Source organism: Halioglobus japonicus, assembly GCF_001983995.1.
GTDB lineage: Bacteria > Pseudomonadota > Gammaproteobacteria > Pseudomonadales > Halieaceae > Halioglobus > Halioglobus japonicus.
Window position 1 is genome coordinate 1,561,817 of record NZ_CP019450.1, and the last position, 16,862, is coordinate 1,578,678.

Genomic DNA, 16,862 nt, shown 5'->3' on the forward strand with positions numbered 1-16,862 from the left:
TCGGCTTTTCGGCCCTTTATCAGAACTTGACTGGCTCACCGCTATGCTCTCTATTGTCTGTCTGCCTATAGAGATAATCGGCGGGCATCACTGCCATCTTTAACTCGTGGTGATTCTCAATCACTGTTTCCCCTACTGGTAGTTCCGGCCCCTAACAGGAAAAATAGGCGCGATATTGTCGCCTAATTGCAACATAGTTGATGCTGAATCTTGCTTACGATCACTGCGCATTCGATAGCGATGCTGCGGTGCGGTAAAGCTCAGCTCTAAGGTGCCGATACACTTCCGGTGTAGCTGGCCCAGGGAATGAGGACTTACCTTGCTGATAGCCATTGGTTTTTTAATCGTTGTCGTCTCGGTATTCGGGGGGTTTTACTGGCTGGAGGACGGCTGGGACCTTTGTTTCAGCCAGCGGAGATACTGATGATTGCTGGTGCAGCGCTGGGTGCTTTTGTCGCGTCCAATAACAGTCAGTCGATGCGCACTACCGTGCGAGCGTTCAAGCGACTGCGGCCGGCTTCTGGATATGGTCGAGCGCTGTATATGGATTTGATGGGGCTGCTCTACGAATTGCTGACCAAGGCTCGACGGGAAGGTGCGCTGGCGATTGAAAGTGACATTGAGGATCCCTCGAACAGCGCTCTTTTTGCTGCGCATCCCGTGGCATCGGCCGACAGACTGATTACTGATTTCATCGCCGACTATCTGCGGCTAACAGCCACAGGGAGCGTTGGCCCCGTTGAATTGGACGAGCTCATGCTGCATGAGATAGAAGTTTTCGAGCTTGAGTATGAAGTACCTGTCAGGTCGCTGCACAGAACTGCCGACGCCATGCCCGCCTTTGGCATTGTAGCTGCTGTACTAGGTGTGGTGCATGCTCTTAGTTGGGCCTCAGCCGGCCCCGATCAGTTGGGCTCGATGATTGCCCACGCGCTGGTAGGGACCTTTCTCGGTCTATTCATCGGTTATGGTTTCATTGCGCCGCTGGGCAGCCGTCTCGAGCGTCAGGGCGCGGAGGTGGTCAAGGTTTTGCAGTGCATACGTGTATGTCTGCTCGCGAATATTCATGGTTATGCGCCTCGTATAGCAGTGGAGTTTGGTCGCAAAGCGCTATTTAGCACTGAGCGGCCCACGTTTCTTGAACTGGAAGCCCATGTTCGTGGGCAGCATGTCATATGAGTGCGGCCTCGGCACCGTTTGTCCTGCGTCGGCAGCGAGCGCGTGATAATCACCAGGTGGGTGGATGGAAGATTGCCCTGGCAGATCTCATGACGGCCCTTATGGCCCTCTTTCTGGTGCTGTGGATACTCTCTGGAGCCAGTGACACGCAACGCCAGCAGGTCTCGGATTACTTCAACTCACCACTGAACATTCGCCCCAAAGCCCAATTGGCAATCAAAGCATCGAGCCAGGTAAATGGAGAGGGGCTGTTGCCAGGGTCACAGGGGGTCGTGCTTCCAGCTGCACAGCAGCGACCAGCCCCGGCAGCTGCAGAGCACGATGTCGAGACTTTGCGCTGGGAGTTAGACAAAGTGATGACTGCCAATCCAAAGTTGCAGCGTTTGAAGTCGCAGCTGCGAGTGGCCGCCGTGGCCGAGGGAATGAAGGTGGAGTTATCGGACTCTACCCGTGAAACGATGTTTCAGCTAGGTAGCGGTGAGTTGGAACTGGAGATGCGCGAGCTGCTAGCGGCACTCGCCCCGGTGCTGAACAAATTCCCGCAAGCCATCAGCATTACCGGGCACACTGACTCTCTCACCTACCCGGGCCAGCAGGCTGGGTACAGCAATTGGGAGCTCTCCAGCGCACGGGCGAATGCTTCCAGGCGTCAATTAGTTTCAGCGGGTCTGGCCCCGGGAAAAGTGATACGAGTATCGGGAGTTGCCAACATGTTACCGATCAAGGACCAGCCCATTGATAGCCCGATGAACCGGCGCATCGAGATTCTCTTGTTGGATGATGTCGGTCGAACGGCGCTTATAGACTCCAAGACACCAGAAGACCTATTCACTGGCACTTCGGATGCCACGCGACCTGAGGTAGAGGCAGATCACCATGGATCTAAGCGAATTCAGTAAACATTTTTTTGATGAGGCCGACGAACTCCTGTCGGAAATTGAATGTTGTCTACTGAACCTGGATCTCGAACATCCAGATTCTGAAACTCTCAATGCGGTGTTTCGAGCGGCTCATTCGATTAAGGGCGGTGCGGGTACATTTGGCTTTACGGTTGTGCAGGAGACCACACACATACTGGAAAACCTACTGGATGATGCTCGTAATGGGAAGTTGATTCTGACCCGGGTTATCGTAGACCAAATTTTGGAAGCCAGAGACATGCTGAAAGATCAATTGGACGCCTACAAGAATGGCACCGCACCTGACCAGGCGAACTTCGATGCACTTTGTCGCGCCCTCCAGAGAGTAGCAGAGGAAAACAGAACTGACTTTGGCCCGATATCTGCAGTTCAGGGTGGTTCAGCAAACCCTAATCCCTCGACTGCTGGCGAAAATAGTAGCGATTTCGAACTTTTCAACGAAGCAGAGTTGCCGTCCAGTCGCTCACCCGCACAGGTGTTGCTGGTGCAGCTGAACTCCGTGAATGAGTGTGATAGGGCACTGATAATTGAGGAGCTTGGCAATCTGGGCGACGTGCTTAGTCAATCAGGCGACGCTGAGCTTTACGACATTATCGTGTCGACCAACGAACTCTGCGAAGATCTCGCGGCGGTGCTCAATTTCGTGATTGAGCCGGAGCAGTTAACCATTATTGTGCAAGCAACCTCCGATGCAAATGGCAGTGCAGATGTACCAATCGCGGGGCCCAAGGCAGATCACGCACAGGTTGATTCGAATGTCGATGCACAAGATAGCGCGAACAGCGAAAAGCAGGCTAAGCGCTCTTCCAGCGAGTCGACGACGATCAGGGTAGCCGTCGACAAGTTAGATCAGGTGATCAACCTGGTGGGTGAACTGATCATTACACAATCGATGTTGAACGAAACTGCTAATAGTCTTGAGGGCGTCACCAATAGTGAACTGCTCAATGGCATCAACTTATTGCAACGCAATGCCCGTGATCTTCAGGAAGCGGTGATGTCGATTCGTATGCTGCCCATGGACTACGTATTCAGTCGTTTTCCGAGGCTGGTTCGCGATTTTGCAGGCAAACTCGGCAAAGAGATCAATCTGGTAACGGAAGGTGAGTCGACCGAACTCGACAAGGGCCTGACAGAACGCATTATAGATCCACTGACACACCTGGTGCGCAATAGCCTCGACCACGGTATAGAGCTGCCGGAAGTGAGAGAGGCGGCTGGCAAGTCCAGAGAGGGTCGCCTAGTGCTCTCTGCGCAACATGAAGGCGGGAACATAGTGATCGAGGTTCGAGATGACGGGTTGGGCCTAGATCGCGACAAAATTTTGGCGAAGGCCAAGGAGAGGGGTATCGGACTGGCTGAAAATCCCTCCGATCAGGATGTGTGGCAATTGGTATTCACCCCGGGTTTCTCTACTGCAGCCGAAGTCAGTGATATTTCCGGCCGCGGTGTGGGTATGGATGTAGTGAAACGCAACATTCAGTCCATGGGAGGTTATGTAGAGATCGAGTCTGAGCGAGGCAAGGGTACAACCACGCGAATTGTCCTGCCGCTGACGTTGGCGATTCTTGACGGCATGTTGGTGCGTGGTGGTAGCGAAATCTATATTCTGCCAGTGAGCTCCATTATCGAATCGCTTCAGTTGCAGGATGAGAACCTATCCTCCTTGCCAGGCAACATACCCATGCTGCGTGTGCGAGAGGAATACTATCCCGTGGTGGCTATCTATGATGCGATGGGTTTGCAGGATACGCGCGAGGAGCGAGACAGCGACGAGCGCAAAACTGCAGTCATGCTACAGGCGGGCTCGTTGAAGTATGTGCTACTGGTTGATGAACTGATAGGTCAGCAACAGGTCGTCGTCAAAAATCTCGAAGATAATTATGGAAGGGTGGAGGGTGTTTCAGCGGCCACCATCCTCGGTGACGGTAGCGTGGCACTGATTCTGGATATTGGTGATCTGTACAGGCTAGGCCAGGAATCGCGGCTCAGCACGCAACGCACTGCAACCAAAAAAGTTAACCCAGCTGACTCCACAGAACAACAGGCTTTGCCTGCCGACGATTAGTGCAAGCTAGGGTTGTAAATGCCAGTTTTTTGTAGCGCTATTCAAGCATTCGGCTCGTAGGGGGCCTGTTAGTTTATTCGCTGCGCCGTGCAGAAGCCGGCGTGCCATCTTGACGGAGGAATCTGGTGAACAAAGATATCAGCATACTGGTTGTGGACGACTTTCCTACCATGCGCCGCATCGTGCGCAGCCTGCTGAAGGAGCTCGGGTTCAATAACGTGGAAGAGGCAGAGGATGGACGTGAAGGGTTAAACAAGCTTCGTGCAGGGGGATTCGACTTTGTAGTCTCTGATTGGAATATGCCGAACCTTGATGGCCTGGAAATGCTCAAGCAGATTCGCTCCGATGACGCGATGAAAGAGCTGCCGGTGCTCATGGTGACCGCTGAGGCGAAAAAAGAGAACATTATTGCTGCAGCTCAGGCCGGTGCAAGCGGCTATGTGGTTAAGCCCTTCACGGCTGCGACTTTGGAAGGCAAGTTGAATAAAATTTTCGAGAAGATGGCAGTCTGATGGAGAACAGTCAGGCCAATATCTCTGCGCCGGAGCCACAACAAACGTTGATACTTGAGGCTACTGAGTCCGACGAAATGCTCGGCCGCATTGGCACGGTGGTGCGCTCTCTGCGCGAAAGCATGAAGGCGATGGGCCTTGATCGTGCTGTCGAGAGGGCAGCTGAAATGATCCCGGATGCGCGGGATCGCCTCACCTATATTTCGACCATGACAGAACAAGCGGCAGAGCGCGCTTTGAATGCCGTGGACAGAGCCCAGCCCATACAGGATGGATTGAATCAACAGTCGCGTGACCTGGCAGAGCGTTGGGCGCATTGGAGCGCCACCCAGATAGAGTATGAAGAGGTCAAGTCACTGGTCCTTGAAACCCGGGTGTTCCTCGAAGACATACCTGAGCAGACCCGCGAGACCAACAAGGAACTGCTGGAAATTACCATGGCGCAAGACTTTCAGGACCTAACCGGCCAGGTCATTAAGAAACTCATGGAAGTGGTGATCGATGTGGAACATCAGCTGCTCGATCTGCTGGTTGATGGACTTTACCCCGAGCAGGATCGGGACGAGGTACGGCGTCGCATCTACTCTCAATTCCAGGAAGCGGATTCGGAATCAAAAGATGGCTCGCTGCTGAACGGGCCTCAGATAGATCCCGCTGGCGATGAAGTAGTCAGTGGCCAGGATCAGGTAGATGACCTCCTGGATCAACTCGGTTTATGAAGGTTGCCCACTGAGGAAATGCCCATGGCAAAAATCATGGTTGTAGATGATTCGGCGACATTGCGTCACATGGTGGTGCACGTGCTACGAGAGGCGGGGCATGAAATATCGCAGGCGGAATCCGCTGAGCAGGCGCTCAGTCGGATCGAGAGTTTTGCTCCGGAGCTTGTGCTAACCGATCTCTACATGTGTGGGCTTGATGGTATCGAGTTGGCGCGTGAGATCAGAACAATACCCGGTTATCGCGACACACCCATTCTGGTATTGAGTACCGATTCAAGTATGGCAGTAAAGCAACGGGGCAAGGCGAACGGTGTCAATGGTTGGATTGCCAAACCCTTCGACCCCGAGATTTTGCAAGGCGTAGTGCAGAAGGTGTTGCACTGATAGAAAGCAGACGATGCCGAAGATGAAGACATTCGCGCATTGGCCGATAGGCTTTTTGCCCGTTGGTCACCCGCTAGAGATACCGGAGTACAGTTATGAATAATGCAGCTGCGATTCAAGACGATATCGTTGGTGTACCGGGCGACAATGGACAGTATCTGACGTTCATTCTTGCCAACGAGGAATATGGAGTTGAAATATTACGTGTTCAGGAAATCCGTGGCTGGTCGAAGGTTACACCATTGCCCAATTCGCCTGAGTATCTTAAAGGTGTGATCAATCTGCGCGGCACAATAGTCCCGATCATAGACCTGCGCGAGCGCTTCAGTCTCGAACCACTTGAGTATGGATCGACCACCGTAGTGATTGTCGTCAGGGTAGAGAATGGCGAGGAAGACAGGGTCATGGGACTTGTTGTTGATGCAGTATCTGAGGTGTACACCTTGGGCGACAGCCAGTGCCAGTTACCCCCGGAATTTGGCAGCCGCCTGGAGGACAAGTTCGTCAAGTCGCTGGCCTCAGTTGAAGACAAGATGATCATCGTGCTCGACGTCGATGCATTCCTTAACGTCGACGTAAAAGCGAGCCTGGAGTAAGCGGGAGCAATGCGTCGAATAGCCGTCATTAATCAGAAGGGGGGCGTAGGTAAGACAACCACCTGTGCCAACCTCGCCCATGCGTTCGCTATGGTCGGACACCGCATCGGTCGGAACGTGCTGGCGGTGGACCTCGATCCACAGGGGCATCTCTCCACAACACTCGGTAACGATGCGGCGCCTGCAGGTGTCGATGCGTTGCTGGCGGATGATTTGCCCCTTCACGATTTAGTCATCCAAAGCCGAGACGGTTTGGCGTTGCTCGGTGCAGGATCTCGACTGGCAGACTTTGAGGGGCTGGACGCAGGATTAAGTGGAGATACAGGGCTTCTCGGTGAGCGGCTTAACGATGCAGACACCTACGATATTGTCATGATCGATTGTCCTCCTTCCTCCGGCTTTCTCGGCAGAAGCGGCATCGTCGCGGCGACTGAAATACTCATACCGGTGCCGGGAGATTACCTGGCAATGGTGGGACTCTCCAGCCTGCTTGAGCTGCTCGAGAATATTGAGGCGGAGATAGACAGGACGCTAACCAAATGGATAGTCGTTACCCGATTTGACACGCGAAGAAATCATGCTCGAGAAGTGTATGACAAGCTTCGTGAATATTTTCCAGACCAACTGTTGCACAGCGTGATAACTGAGTCTGTAGCACTTACTGAAAGTCCCAGTTTTGGCCAGTCGATCTTTGAGTACAAGGGCACCTCTCGTTCTGCGAGCGAGTATGCCGCCCTGGCTCGCGAACTGATAGAAACCGGGCAGGAGACGAGGAAGACGGCATGAGTAGGAGCAGTACTAAGAAAGTAGGTGACGATCCGCTGGAGTGGCTGCAGAAATCAGCCAAGCAGGGCGGTGGAAGAAAACCTGTCGGCCGCGGTGATTCGCGGAAGAAACCTGCGGCGAAACGCTTGTCGACATCAGTAACCCAGCAGCCATCAGTGCCCGATCCAGCAGCTCTGGTTGAGGCGAGCTTTAAACAGGTGGCGTCGCGGGGCGAAGAGATTGTAAGTATCTTTTATGAGCGTCTGTTTGATCGCTACCCCCAAGTTGAACTTTTGTTTGAAGGTGTAGATCAACAGGAGCAAAAAACGAAACTGCTCGCTGCCCTTAGTACCATGGTAGCGAGTCTGCGCAATCCCGAGAAATTGGCGCCGATCCTTGCGGAGATGGGGTCTCGGCACCAGGAGTATGGGGCGGAGGTCGAACATTACGGTGCAGTTGCGGAAACGCTGGTCGAGGTTCTGGCTGACGTTTCTGGCGAAGAATGGAATAAAGATATTAACCACGCGTGGAAGTTTACCTTATCGTCTGTTGCGCAGATGATGCTGGTGGGCTACGAATCTGAGAAGGATGAAGACATGGCTTCAAGTAGTGTAGCGGCGCTGGCGGTACCAGAAGAGTATGAACACACAGCGGAAGAACTGAGCCGTATGCGGTCAGCCGTCGATGGTGCGATGACGGCGATCATGATGGTCGACCGTGACTTTGTAGTGACCTATGCAAACCAGGCGACCCTGGATCTGCTGTCCAAACATTGCGATACGTTGGCGAGCGTGTATCCCGGCTTTAGTCCGGACGCGCTGATTGGTACATGCATCGACAGCTTCCACAAGCGTCCTGAGCATCAGCGAGCGTTGTTGGCGGACCCGGCGAACCTGCCATGGCGCACTGACATCAGTATTGGTCCTTTGAAGTTTGCCCTAAATGTGACTGCAATTGTCGATGAACGGGGAGACTATTTGGGTAACAACCTGGAGTGGTCGGATGTCACGGCCCTGCGCGAGAAGGAATTGCAAACCGCCCGGTTGAATTCGTCAATCGACGGCGCTATGACAGCGATTATGATGATCGATCGCGACTTTACTGTTACCTATGCCAACGAAGCCACTCTACAGTTGTTGCGCGACAATCAGGCAACGCTTAGCTCGATCTATCCTGGATTCAACCCGGATAAGCTTATCGGTTCTTGTATCGATGGCTTCCACAAGAATCCCGAGCACCAGAGAAACATATTGTCTGATCCGGCTAACCTACCTTGGCGCACAGACATTGAGGTGGCTGACCTCAAGTTCTCCCTGAACGTAACTGCCATTGTTGATGCGCAGGGTAATTATCTCGGAAACACACTTGAATGGTCCGATGTCACTACCTTGCGACAGCAGGAACTTCAAACTGCGCGGCTTAATTCATCGATTGATGGCGCAATGACGGCAATCATGATGATTGATAGAGATTTCATCGTCACTTATGCTAATGATGCCACGCTGCAGCTTCTGCGTAATAATCAGGAAACGTTGAGTTCAATATATCCCGGATTCAACCCCGACAAACTAATAGGGGCATGTATTGATGGCTTCCACAAAAAACCCGAGCATCAGCGAAATATCCTCAGCGATCCGTCCAACTTACCCTGGCGGACTGATATTGAAGTCGGACACCTTAAGTTCTCGTTGAATGTCACGGCCATCGTTGATGGCGATGGGAACTATTTGGGCAATACACTCGAATGGGCGGATGTGACGGAGTTGCGCAAGAAGGAAATGGAGAATGCACGCCTGCAGTCAGCCATTGCCGGAGCCACAACCCGTCTGATGCTCTGTGACGAGAATCTCGACATTATCTACTGCAACCCCGCAGTAATGGACATGTTCCAAAATCGCTCCAGCGAGATGCGTGAGGTGTTCCCTGGCTTTGATGCCAGCAAGCTCATTGGCGAGAGCATCGATCAGTTCCACAAGAATCCAGCCCACCAGCGCCGCCTCTTGCAAGATAAGAACATGTTGCCGGCCAGCGCGAAGATTCATGTGCTGGATCTGGTGTTCCAGGTCAATGCCACCATGATCGAGGGAGCGAACGGCGAATATCTCGGAAATATCGTCGAGTGGGTCGATATGACTGAGCAGCACAATGCTGAGACAGAGCTGAGTGCGCTGGTGTCTGCTGCGTCAGAAGGCGACTTCTCTATCTCCATGGACGTCGAGAGGTACCAGGGCTTTTATCGGGATCTGGGTACGACCATTAACGGTATTATGGTCGGCCTCAAAGACTTGTCCGAAGTGCTTGCCAGCCTGTCCCAGGGGGATCTCACCTGCGGTATGAACGGTCAGTACGACGGCTTGTTTGCTAAGTTCAAGGAAGACGTAAATGGCACTGTCGACGTGCTACGCGACATGGTCAACCAGATTCTGACCAGTTCTACGAATATCTCAAGCTCTTCCTCCGAGATTTCTGAAGGTAATTCGGATCTCCTGCAGCGCACTGAAAGTCAGGCTTCTTCGCTTGAGGAAACTGCGTCCAGTATGGAAGAGATGACAGCGGCGGTTAAATCGAGCGCGGACAATGCCCGTCAGGCCAACCAGCTTGCAGCCAGCGCGCGTGAGCAGGCGGAAACCGGTGGCCAGGTAGTCAGCCGTGCCGTGGATGCGATGAGTGAAATCAATAAGTCTTCCAATCAGATTGCAGAGATTATTTCCGTGATCGATGAGATTGCGTTCCAGACCAACCTCCTGGCGCTGAACGCGGCTGTTGAGGCGGCACGTGCCGGCGAGCAGGGTAGAGGTTTCGCCGTCGTTGCAGCAGAGGTGCGTAATCTTGCGCAGCGCAGTGCTGAAGCAGCCAAGGAAATTAAAGCATTGATTAAAGATAGCGTTGCCAAAGTAGACGATGGTTCAAGACTGGTAGGTGAATCCGGTAATACGCTCACCGAGATTGTCACTGCTGTCAAAAAGGTGAGTGACATCATCGCTGAGATTGCAGCTGCGGCGCAGGAGCAATCACTTGGCATCGACCAGGTGAACACAGCAGTTTCACAGTTGGATGAGGTCACCCAGAAAAACGCCGCAATGGTCGAGGAAGCAGCTGCTGCAAGTGAATCAATGGACGAGCAGTCCAATGGCCTCATCCAGCTCATGGAGTTCTTTAATATCGGCGAAAATGACTCATCACCGGCGGCCCCTGCGAGAGGAGGACGGGCCCAAAGCCAGGGCAGGCCTCCGCGGGCAGCAGCACCGCGACGCAAGGTGAGTAAGTCAGAGAGCGACGAGTGGGAAGAGTTTTAGAGTAATACCTGATTAGAGGCGGAGGAATGGTAGCGTGATTGATTACTTTCAAGGTCATTACCCATGCCCCCGGCGTTGAATCAGGGGGATGGCGCTTCTGAATTCCGGCTGACAGATCGCGATTTTCGGTATATCTCCGGACTCATTGGCGAGCACGCAGGAATCGTACTCACCGATGTAAAGAAAGACCTTGTGTATGGGAGACTGGTAAAGAGATTGCGCGCCCATGGTATGCGCAACTTTTCAGACTATTGCAAATTGATTGAACGTGACACCGGCGGTGAAGAGTTCGAGTTTTTCGTAAATTCGCTAACCACCAATCTGACCAGTTTCTTTCGTGAATCCCATCATTTTGATCATTTAAGGAACGAAGCGCTTCCTGAGTTGATGCAAAACCCTCGCAGGAAGCTGCGCATATGGTCTGCGGGTTGCTCTACTGGTGCCGAGGCCTACTCCATTGCCATGGTTGTTGCGGACGTAGTGCCGGCAGACTGGGACGTAAAGATACTTGCCACCGACATCGACACGGCGGTACTGAAGATAGCGAAGGCAGGGATCTATGAAGCGGAGTTTGCTAACAAAGGTCTGGATTCACAGCGCTTGAAACGCTGGGCTCAGCGCGACCCGACGCCAGGTTCGGACAGAATCAGAATAAGAGATGAGTTGCGCAGTATGATCAGTTTTCTACCGCTCAATCTCCTCGAGGCCTGGCCCATGAAGAGCAGCTTCGACATTGTTTTCTGTCGAAACGTCGTCATTTACTTTGAAAAGCTGACCCAGGTCAAACTGTTCGATCGCATAGGTAACCAACTCGCGCCCGAGGGATTTCTCTACATTGGACATTCCGAAAGCCTGAACAAGGTCAGTGACAGATTCATGTTGATCGGCAAAACTATCTACCGGCGGAAGGGTTGACGGTGAGCCAGATTCTCAGCAATAGCAGTCAAGCGATGCGCGGCGAACAGCCTAATGTGTTGGATGGCTATGAGCATGTTCATCGCTATTGGGATCGGGCCTTCGCCTGCCATGCTGCGAAAATACTGCCAGGTGAGTACTATGTCTCCACCCAAGGCGAGATGATAACCACCGTTCTAGGGTCGTGTATTTCGGCCTGTGTGCGCGACGTCGACTTTGGTGTCGGCGGAATGAATCACTTTATGCTCCCCGAGGGTAAGAGCGGCGGTGACTGTGCCAGCACCCAGGCGCGCTATGGTAGTTTCGCCATGGAAACACTCATAAATCAGATTATTATGCATGGCGGGCGCCGCCGGAGACTTGAAGTCAAGCTATTTGGTGGCGGGCAGGTGCTCGATCAGATGACGGATATTGGCGCGAGAAACATTGCTTTCGTCGAAGAGTATGTCGCGGAGGAGGGGCTATTGGTTACCTCCAGAGATGTTGGAGACGTTTACCCTCGACGCGTGGTCTTTTTCCCTGAGACAGGTAAGGCGATGGTGAAACGACTGCGCAAAGTCACCAATGACACCATCACCGAGCGTGAGAGTAAGTATCGTGAAGATCTCTCGCATCAGCCCATAAGCAGTGACGTAGAACTATTCTGACAAGCTCATGGAAGATTCCCGAGTTAAAGTATTAGTGGTCGATGACTCGGCGCTGGTACGCAATATCTTATCCAGGATTTTCGAAGAGGCGGACGATATAGAAGTTGTAGGTGTTGCCGGCGATCCGTATATCGCCAGAGACAAGATCAAGTCACTAAATCCGGATGTAATTACCCTGGACGTGGAAATGCCGCGTATGGATGGCTTGACCTTTCTTGGCAATCTTATGCGCTTGCGCCCGCTGCCCGTGGTCATGGTTTCGTCACTCACCCAGCGCAGTGCCGATGTCACGTTGCGTGCGCTGGAGTTAGGTGCTGTCGACTTTGTCACCAAACCCAGTATTGATGTCTCCCATACCTTACAGGATTACGCAGACGAACTTCTCACCAAGGTTCGGCACGCTGCACGCGTAAAGGTTCATCGCCGAAACGCTAATCCAGCCAATACTCCTACCCATACCCCAATCACCGGGGCAAGAGCTGCGTCGAAGCAGCGAAACTTTCGAACGACTGATCGGTTGATCGCCATTGGTGCGTCTACCGGCGGCACGGAGGCGATTCGCGAAGTGTTAATGGGGCTGCCATCAGATGCTCCAGGCATTGTTATTGCCCAACATATTCCGCCTGGTTTCAGTGCCGCTTTTGCGGAGAGACTTGACCGGATAACACAACTGTCCGTAAAAGAGGCGGAAGACGGTGACCAGGTGCTACCTGGCCACGCGTTTGTTGCGCCCGGGGATCGTCACTTGCGATTGACTCGTAGCGGAGCGCGCTATCTCTGCCTGCTCGACGATTCCGAACCGGTCAACCGCCACAAGCCCAGCGTCGATGTACTGTTTCGGTCTGTTCTGGCCGCTGTCGGCGACAATGCCGTGGCCGCGATACTCACTGGGATGGGCGGAGACGGCGCCAGCGCCATGTGTGCTTTAAAGGATCAGCACGTGCATACCATCGCCCAGGACGAAGAAACCAGTGTGGTTTGGGGTATGCCCGGCGAAACCGTGCGCCTGGGGGGAGCTTGCGAAACACTGCCATTGGGGCAGATCGCTGCGGCGCTGCTTGAAGCAACCAGCTATGGAGAGCTTGTTACCCAGGCACGCCGGTAAGCAGGGAAGTAATCGCAGACTCTAGTTCCGCGCTGTTAATTGGTGTCAGACAGATGGCACTGAAAATGCCCATGCTGGAAGGTAGTAAATCTGTAAACTCTTGAGATGAAAGTATACCGACATGAGGAATACGTCGAAGAGCCGAATTTTGATCGTCATTTGTAGATTCTAGGGTCTTATGTGAGGTATCACTGTCCAGAATGATAACTCTTGGCGTAGCGCAATGCTGAAGTGCCTCTGGGTATTCGTGGGCATGGAATTTTCTAACCTCCAGCCCGTCGTGCATAGCAAGGGTGCTATCAATGAGTTCCCGCGTGGCGGTGTGATCAGAGAAAAGGGCCACGCTGCTATTTGCAGTATTTGGATCATCGCGCTGATCTAACGCGAATGTAGGCGGGGTGGCACAGGGCGCGTAAACCTCAAGGTGAAAGGTACTACCCATGCCGGGGCGCGAAGTGAAGCCAATGCTTCCCCCCATGTTCTCGATAATCTTTTTAGTGATCGAAAGACCGATACCTGTCCCTTCGATGGACGAACCGCCTTTAGCGCCGCGCTCGAAGGGCGTAAACAGACTGTTTTGATCCTCTGGCGCAATCCCAACACCAGTGTCTGCGATGCTTATCAGCACTCGGTAGGGGACAGAATGTGTGCACGAAACAATCACATTGCCGCCCGATTGGTTATACTTGATCGCGTTGTTGATCAGGTTGATGAGCGCTTGTTTTAGCCGTAATCGATCAACCAGCACATGGCCATCGAATGTCCCTTGGCATACGAGATCGACATTTCTTCGGGCCGCCAATGGGCTGACCAGCGCCACGGTCTCATCAATGATCTCCTTGAGTGGATGGTATTCGAGTACAGTGTTTAGCGAGCCTGTTTCTATGACAGATAAGTCGATGATGTCATTGATTAGTTTGAGGAGATGGGTGCCTGCTCCGACGATTTCGGAGATATTGGACTGCTGTTCCTTTTCCAGATGTTGGTCAAGTTGCAGGAGCTGGCCAAAACCAAGAATGGAGTTCAGGGGGGTGCGCAGTTCATGGCTCATATGTGAAATAAAATTGGATTTGGCTTTGTTGGCATGTTCCGCCAGTGATTTCGATTTGCGCAGTTCGGATTCGGTGTGCTTGATACGGCTGATGTCGATAAGCGTGGCAACCAGCGTATCGGCGTCGCCGTTCGGTACCCGGGTTCTAGCGCCGCGGAGTTGGACCCAGATCTCGGCGGCCTGTTCATTGCTGATCCTGAATTCCACTTCGATTGATCGGTAGTTGTTGACGGCGTTTGAAAGTTCCGCAAGCAATAGGCGTCGGTCCTTGGAATGGACCAACTCCAAGAACTGATTGAATTCTATTTTCGCTAGGTTCTTGCTCAGGCCGAACATGCCTGGTGACCAGCGAACCTGAAGCGTACGAAGATCCAGATCGAAATCAGCCACATGAGCCAGTAATTGCCTTCCCAGAAGACGCTGTTTCTCAAGCGCTGACTGTCTTTCGCGTGCGCAGCGGCGCAGACTCGTGCTGAGATGGTCGCGAATCATCTGCAGATATTCTGCTAAATCGTCAAGTGCTCGAAATTGTCGTTCTGAATCGCATAAAAGGCACAGCAGGTATTCACAGTCCCCGCTCATCTGAAGGGGCAGGTAGGCAATGCCAGGGATGTTTTCTTGAGCGAGGCATTTCATCAGGTCATTATCAGCACAGGCGGTTGGTTCGTTTTCAGGCTGATGTAGTGATACTTTGTTGGCGTCACTTCTGAGCGCCTGCAAATAACTGTAATGACCTGTCTCAAAGGCGTCGTAGAGTTTAAGAGCAATCTGTGGGTGGGAAAATTCGACTACCGGCCTACTGTTCTCGGTGCTGGATTTCAGCAACACGAAGGCCTGGGCCGGGAGTACCTTCAGCCATTCGCCAAGTAATCGCCTGAGGGTCGACAAATGACTCTCGTACTCTATCTCGAGTAACTCTTTCGCATGCCGTCCCATTAACGACAGAATGCGTGTATTAATGTCGACTAGCGAATCAAAGTCAGGCCCTCTGCGTATCTCTGTGCGAATCGCAGTGTAAAAGACTGGTCCTTGGGCCCCTATGGTGCTGGGGGTAATCGTGGTTTGTACCCAGTAGTAGGTCCCATCCTTCCTGCGGTTTTTGATGAGCCCTGACCAGGTCGCTTCGCGGCTGATCGTCCGCCACAAGTCGGCAAAAAATTCGGGCGGGTGATGACCTGAATTGACAATATTATGCGTACTGCCGATCAGTTCTTCCTTGCTATACCCAGAGGTAGAACAAAACAAGGCATTGGCGTAGAGAATGCAGCCTCGCTCGTCGGTGACACTGACAATGGCATGCTGATTCATCGCTTCGATGATCTGATTCTTTTCTATGACATTGAGAACAATGTTGTCTGAAATGGAGCCTGCGATCATTGATTCCTGGCCTTTCCTTGTTTTCACTGCCGCGCTCAGGTGGTTCGAGTGGTCTTGCGAACGTCGCAAGCTTACGGACCTGCCGGCATGGGCAGGAATAGAGGTAAATTCGCGCCTTATTCTGCGCTATCGTCGCCCCGCCGTTTATCTAGCATAGACGAAGAGTAGTGAACCTTCCCTTTTTTCGATATGAGTGACGATTCTCAGCAACAGGAACGTACCGAAGAGCCCACGCCTCGCCGGCTGGAGAAAGCCCGCGCTGAGGGTAAGGTGGCCCGTTCTCGCGAGTTGACAACATTTGTCATGCTTTTCGCGGGAATTTTGTCCCTTACCAGCCTGAGCGGCGCGCTATTCACCGCGCTGGGTGAGGTGATGACCGAGGCCTTCAGTTTCGAACAGCAATACCTGGTAGAGCCACGGGAAATGCTAATTCTGCTCGCATTGCTAGGTGAGCGTAGCCTGAGCGCGCTGCTGCCCTTGTTCTTGATTATGGTGCTCGTAGCCGCGCTTGCCCCGATGTTAATTGGGGGTTTTTTGATGTCCGCGACGTCACTCAAACCCAAGTGGTCGAAAATTGACCCCATTAAAGGGTTTGGGCGAATATTTTCAGCGCAGGCCATTGCCGAGTTGGCGAAGGTTCTCGCCAAGGTGGCCTTGCTGTCATCGGTGGTGGCCATGTTTTTGCTGTCCCGCGTTGACGATTTTCTGGCGCTCCTGACACTGCCCGCTATGGCGGCTATTTCGACAGGGTTGTACCTGGCTGCATTGGTGTGCGGGCTCATGATACTTACGCTTATTCTGGTCAGTCTGATCGACGTTCCGTTTCAATTGTGGAGCCATACCAAGCAGTTGCGCATGACCCGCGAAGAGATCCGTAGAGAGTTGAAAGATAGCGATGGCGATCCGCAGTTAAAGGCACGCATTCGAGCCCAGCAGCAGGAAATGGCGCGTCGCCGCATGATGGATAACGTCGCCACAGCCGATGTGGTCATTACCAACCCTACGCACTTCGCGGTGGCACTGTCATACGCCCAAGCAAATGAAGGTGCACCGCGCGTCGTCGCCAAAGGGGCAGAGCGAGTCGCCCTGCGGATACGTGAGCTTGCGAAAGAGCATAAGGTACCCCTTCTTGAAGCCCCGGCCTTGGCGCGTTCGCTGTATCGGCATGTAGACCTCGATCAGGAGATACCCTACGAGCTGTATACGGCCGTCGCCGAGGTGATGGCATGGGCACTAAATCTAAAACGCCTTCCCGACCACATGCAGGGGGTAGTGCCAGAGCCGGCGGCGCTGGCGATACCTGCCTCACACAGGGTGGAATAGGC

14 protein-coding genes are annotated in these 16,862 nt (G+C 53.1%); 13 read left to right on the top strand and 1 reads right to left on the bottom strand.

The genetic code is table 11. The features are described from left to right. Positions 1-306: 306 nt before the first annotated feature. From motA to BST95_RS07535, 12 genes are all read left to right on the top strand, one after another. A complete protein-coding gene (gene motA, locus BST95_RS07480; protein WP_276205922.1) occupies positions 307-1,179 on the top strand; it encodes a flagellar motor stator protein MotA in 873 nt (290 codons plus the stop codon). Then, the gene (locus BST95_RS07485) at positions 1,176-2,078 is read left to right on the top strand and encodes a flagellar motor protein MotB (RefSeq protein WP_084198749.1); all 903 of its coding nucleotides are present in this window, start codon (positions 1,176-1,178) and stop codon (positions 2,076-2,078) included. The genes motA and BST95_RS07485 overlap by 4 nt, the downstream gene beginning before the upstream one ends. Then, the gene (cheA, locus tag BST95_RS07490) at positions 2,056-4,167 is read left to right on the top strand and encodes a chemotaxis protein CheA (protein WP_084198750.1); all 2,112 of its coding nucleotides are present in this window, start codon (positions 2,056-2,058) and stop codon (positions 4,165-4,167) included. Before BST95_RS07485 ends, cheA begins: the two co-directional genes overlap by 23 nt. Before the next feature lie 125 nt (positions 4,168-4,292). Then, complete coding sequence (gene cheY / locus BST95_RS07495) at positions 4,293-4,679, top strand: chemotaxis response regulator CheY (protein ID WP_255359757.1); 387 nt, start codon at positions 4,293-4,295, stop codon at positions 4,677-4,679. Then, complete coding sequence (gene cheZ / locus BST95_RS07500) at positions 4,679-5,398, top strand: protein phosphatase CheZ (RefSeq protein WP_084198751.1); 720 nt, start codon at positions 4,679-4,681, stop codon at positions 5,396-5,398. The genes cheY and cheZ overlap by 1 nt, the downstream gene beginning before the upstream one ends. A gap of 24 nt (positions 5,399-5,422) precedes the next feature. Continuing rightward, complete coding sequence (locus BST95_RS07505; RefSeq protein ID WP_169843879.1) at positions 5,423-5,785, top strand: response regulator; 363 nt, start codon at positions 5,423-5,425, stop codon at positions 5,783-5,785. A gap of 95 nt (positions 5,786-5,880) precedes the next feature. Then, positions 5,881-6,381, top strand: coding sequence for a chemotaxis protein CheW (locus tag BST95_RS07510; RefSeq protein WP_084198753.1), 501 nt, complete (start codon positions 5,881-5,883; stop codon positions 6,379-6,381). Between the two features lie 9 nt (positions 6,382-6,390). Then, positions 6,391-7,167 (top strand): ParA family protein, encoded by a 777-nt coding sequence (locus BST95_RS07515; RefSeq protein ID WP_084198754.1) that lies wholly within the window; start codon positions 6,391-6,393, stop codon positions 7,165-7,167. Continuing rightward, on the top strand, positions 7,164-10,442 hold the full coding sequence (locus BST95_RS07520) for a methyl-accepting chemotaxis protein (RefSeq protein WP_084198755.1): 3,279 nt from the start codon (positions 7,164-7,166) through the stop codon (positions 10,440-10,442). The genes BST95_RS07515 and BST95_RS07520 overlap by 4 nt, the downstream gene beginning before the upstream one ends. Before the next feature lie 63 nt (positions 10,443-10,505). Beyond that, the gene (locus BST95_RS07525) at positions 10,506-11,357 is read left to right on the top strand and encodes a CheR family methyltransferase (RefSeq protein ID WP_084198756.1); all 852 of its coding nucleotides are present in this window, start codon (positions 10,506-10,508) and stop codon (positions 11,355-11,357) included. 2 nt (positions 11,358-11,359) lie between these two features. Continuing rightward, entirely contained in the window at positions 11,360-12,004 is a 645-nt protein-coding gene (cheD, locus tag BST95_RS07530; RefSeq protein ID WP_229801695.1) for a chemoreceptor glutamine deamidase CheD, read from the top strand. Positions 12,005-12,011: 7 nt separating this feature from the next. After that, entirely contained in the window at positions 12,012-13,109 is a 1,098-nt protein-coding gene (locus tag BST95_RS07535) for a protein-glutamate methylesterase/protein-glutamine glutaminase (RefSeq protein WP_084198757.1), read from the top strand. On the opposite strand, the gene BST95_RS07540 is transcribed toward BST95_RS07535, so the two are convergent. Further along, positions 13,090-15,537 carry a PAS domain-containing sensor histidine kinase gene (locus tag BST95_RS07540; RefSeq protein ID WP_084198758.1) on the bottom strand — a complete coding sequence of 816 codons (2,448 nt, stop codon included), beginning with the start codon at positions 15,535-15,537 and terminating at the stop codon, positions 13,090-13,092. The genes BST95_RS07535 and BST95_RS07540 overlap by 20 nt on opposite strands. A gap of 189 nt (positions 15,538-15,726) precedes the next feature. On the opposite strand from BST95_RS07540, the gene flhB reads away from it, so the two are divergent. Beyond that, entirely contained in the window at positions 15,727-16,860 is a 1,134-nt protein-coding gene (flhB, locus tag BST95_RS07545) for a flagellar biosynthesis protein FlhB (protein WP_084198759.1), read from the top strand. The last annotated feature ends 2 nt before the right edge of the window (positions 16,861-16,862 follow it).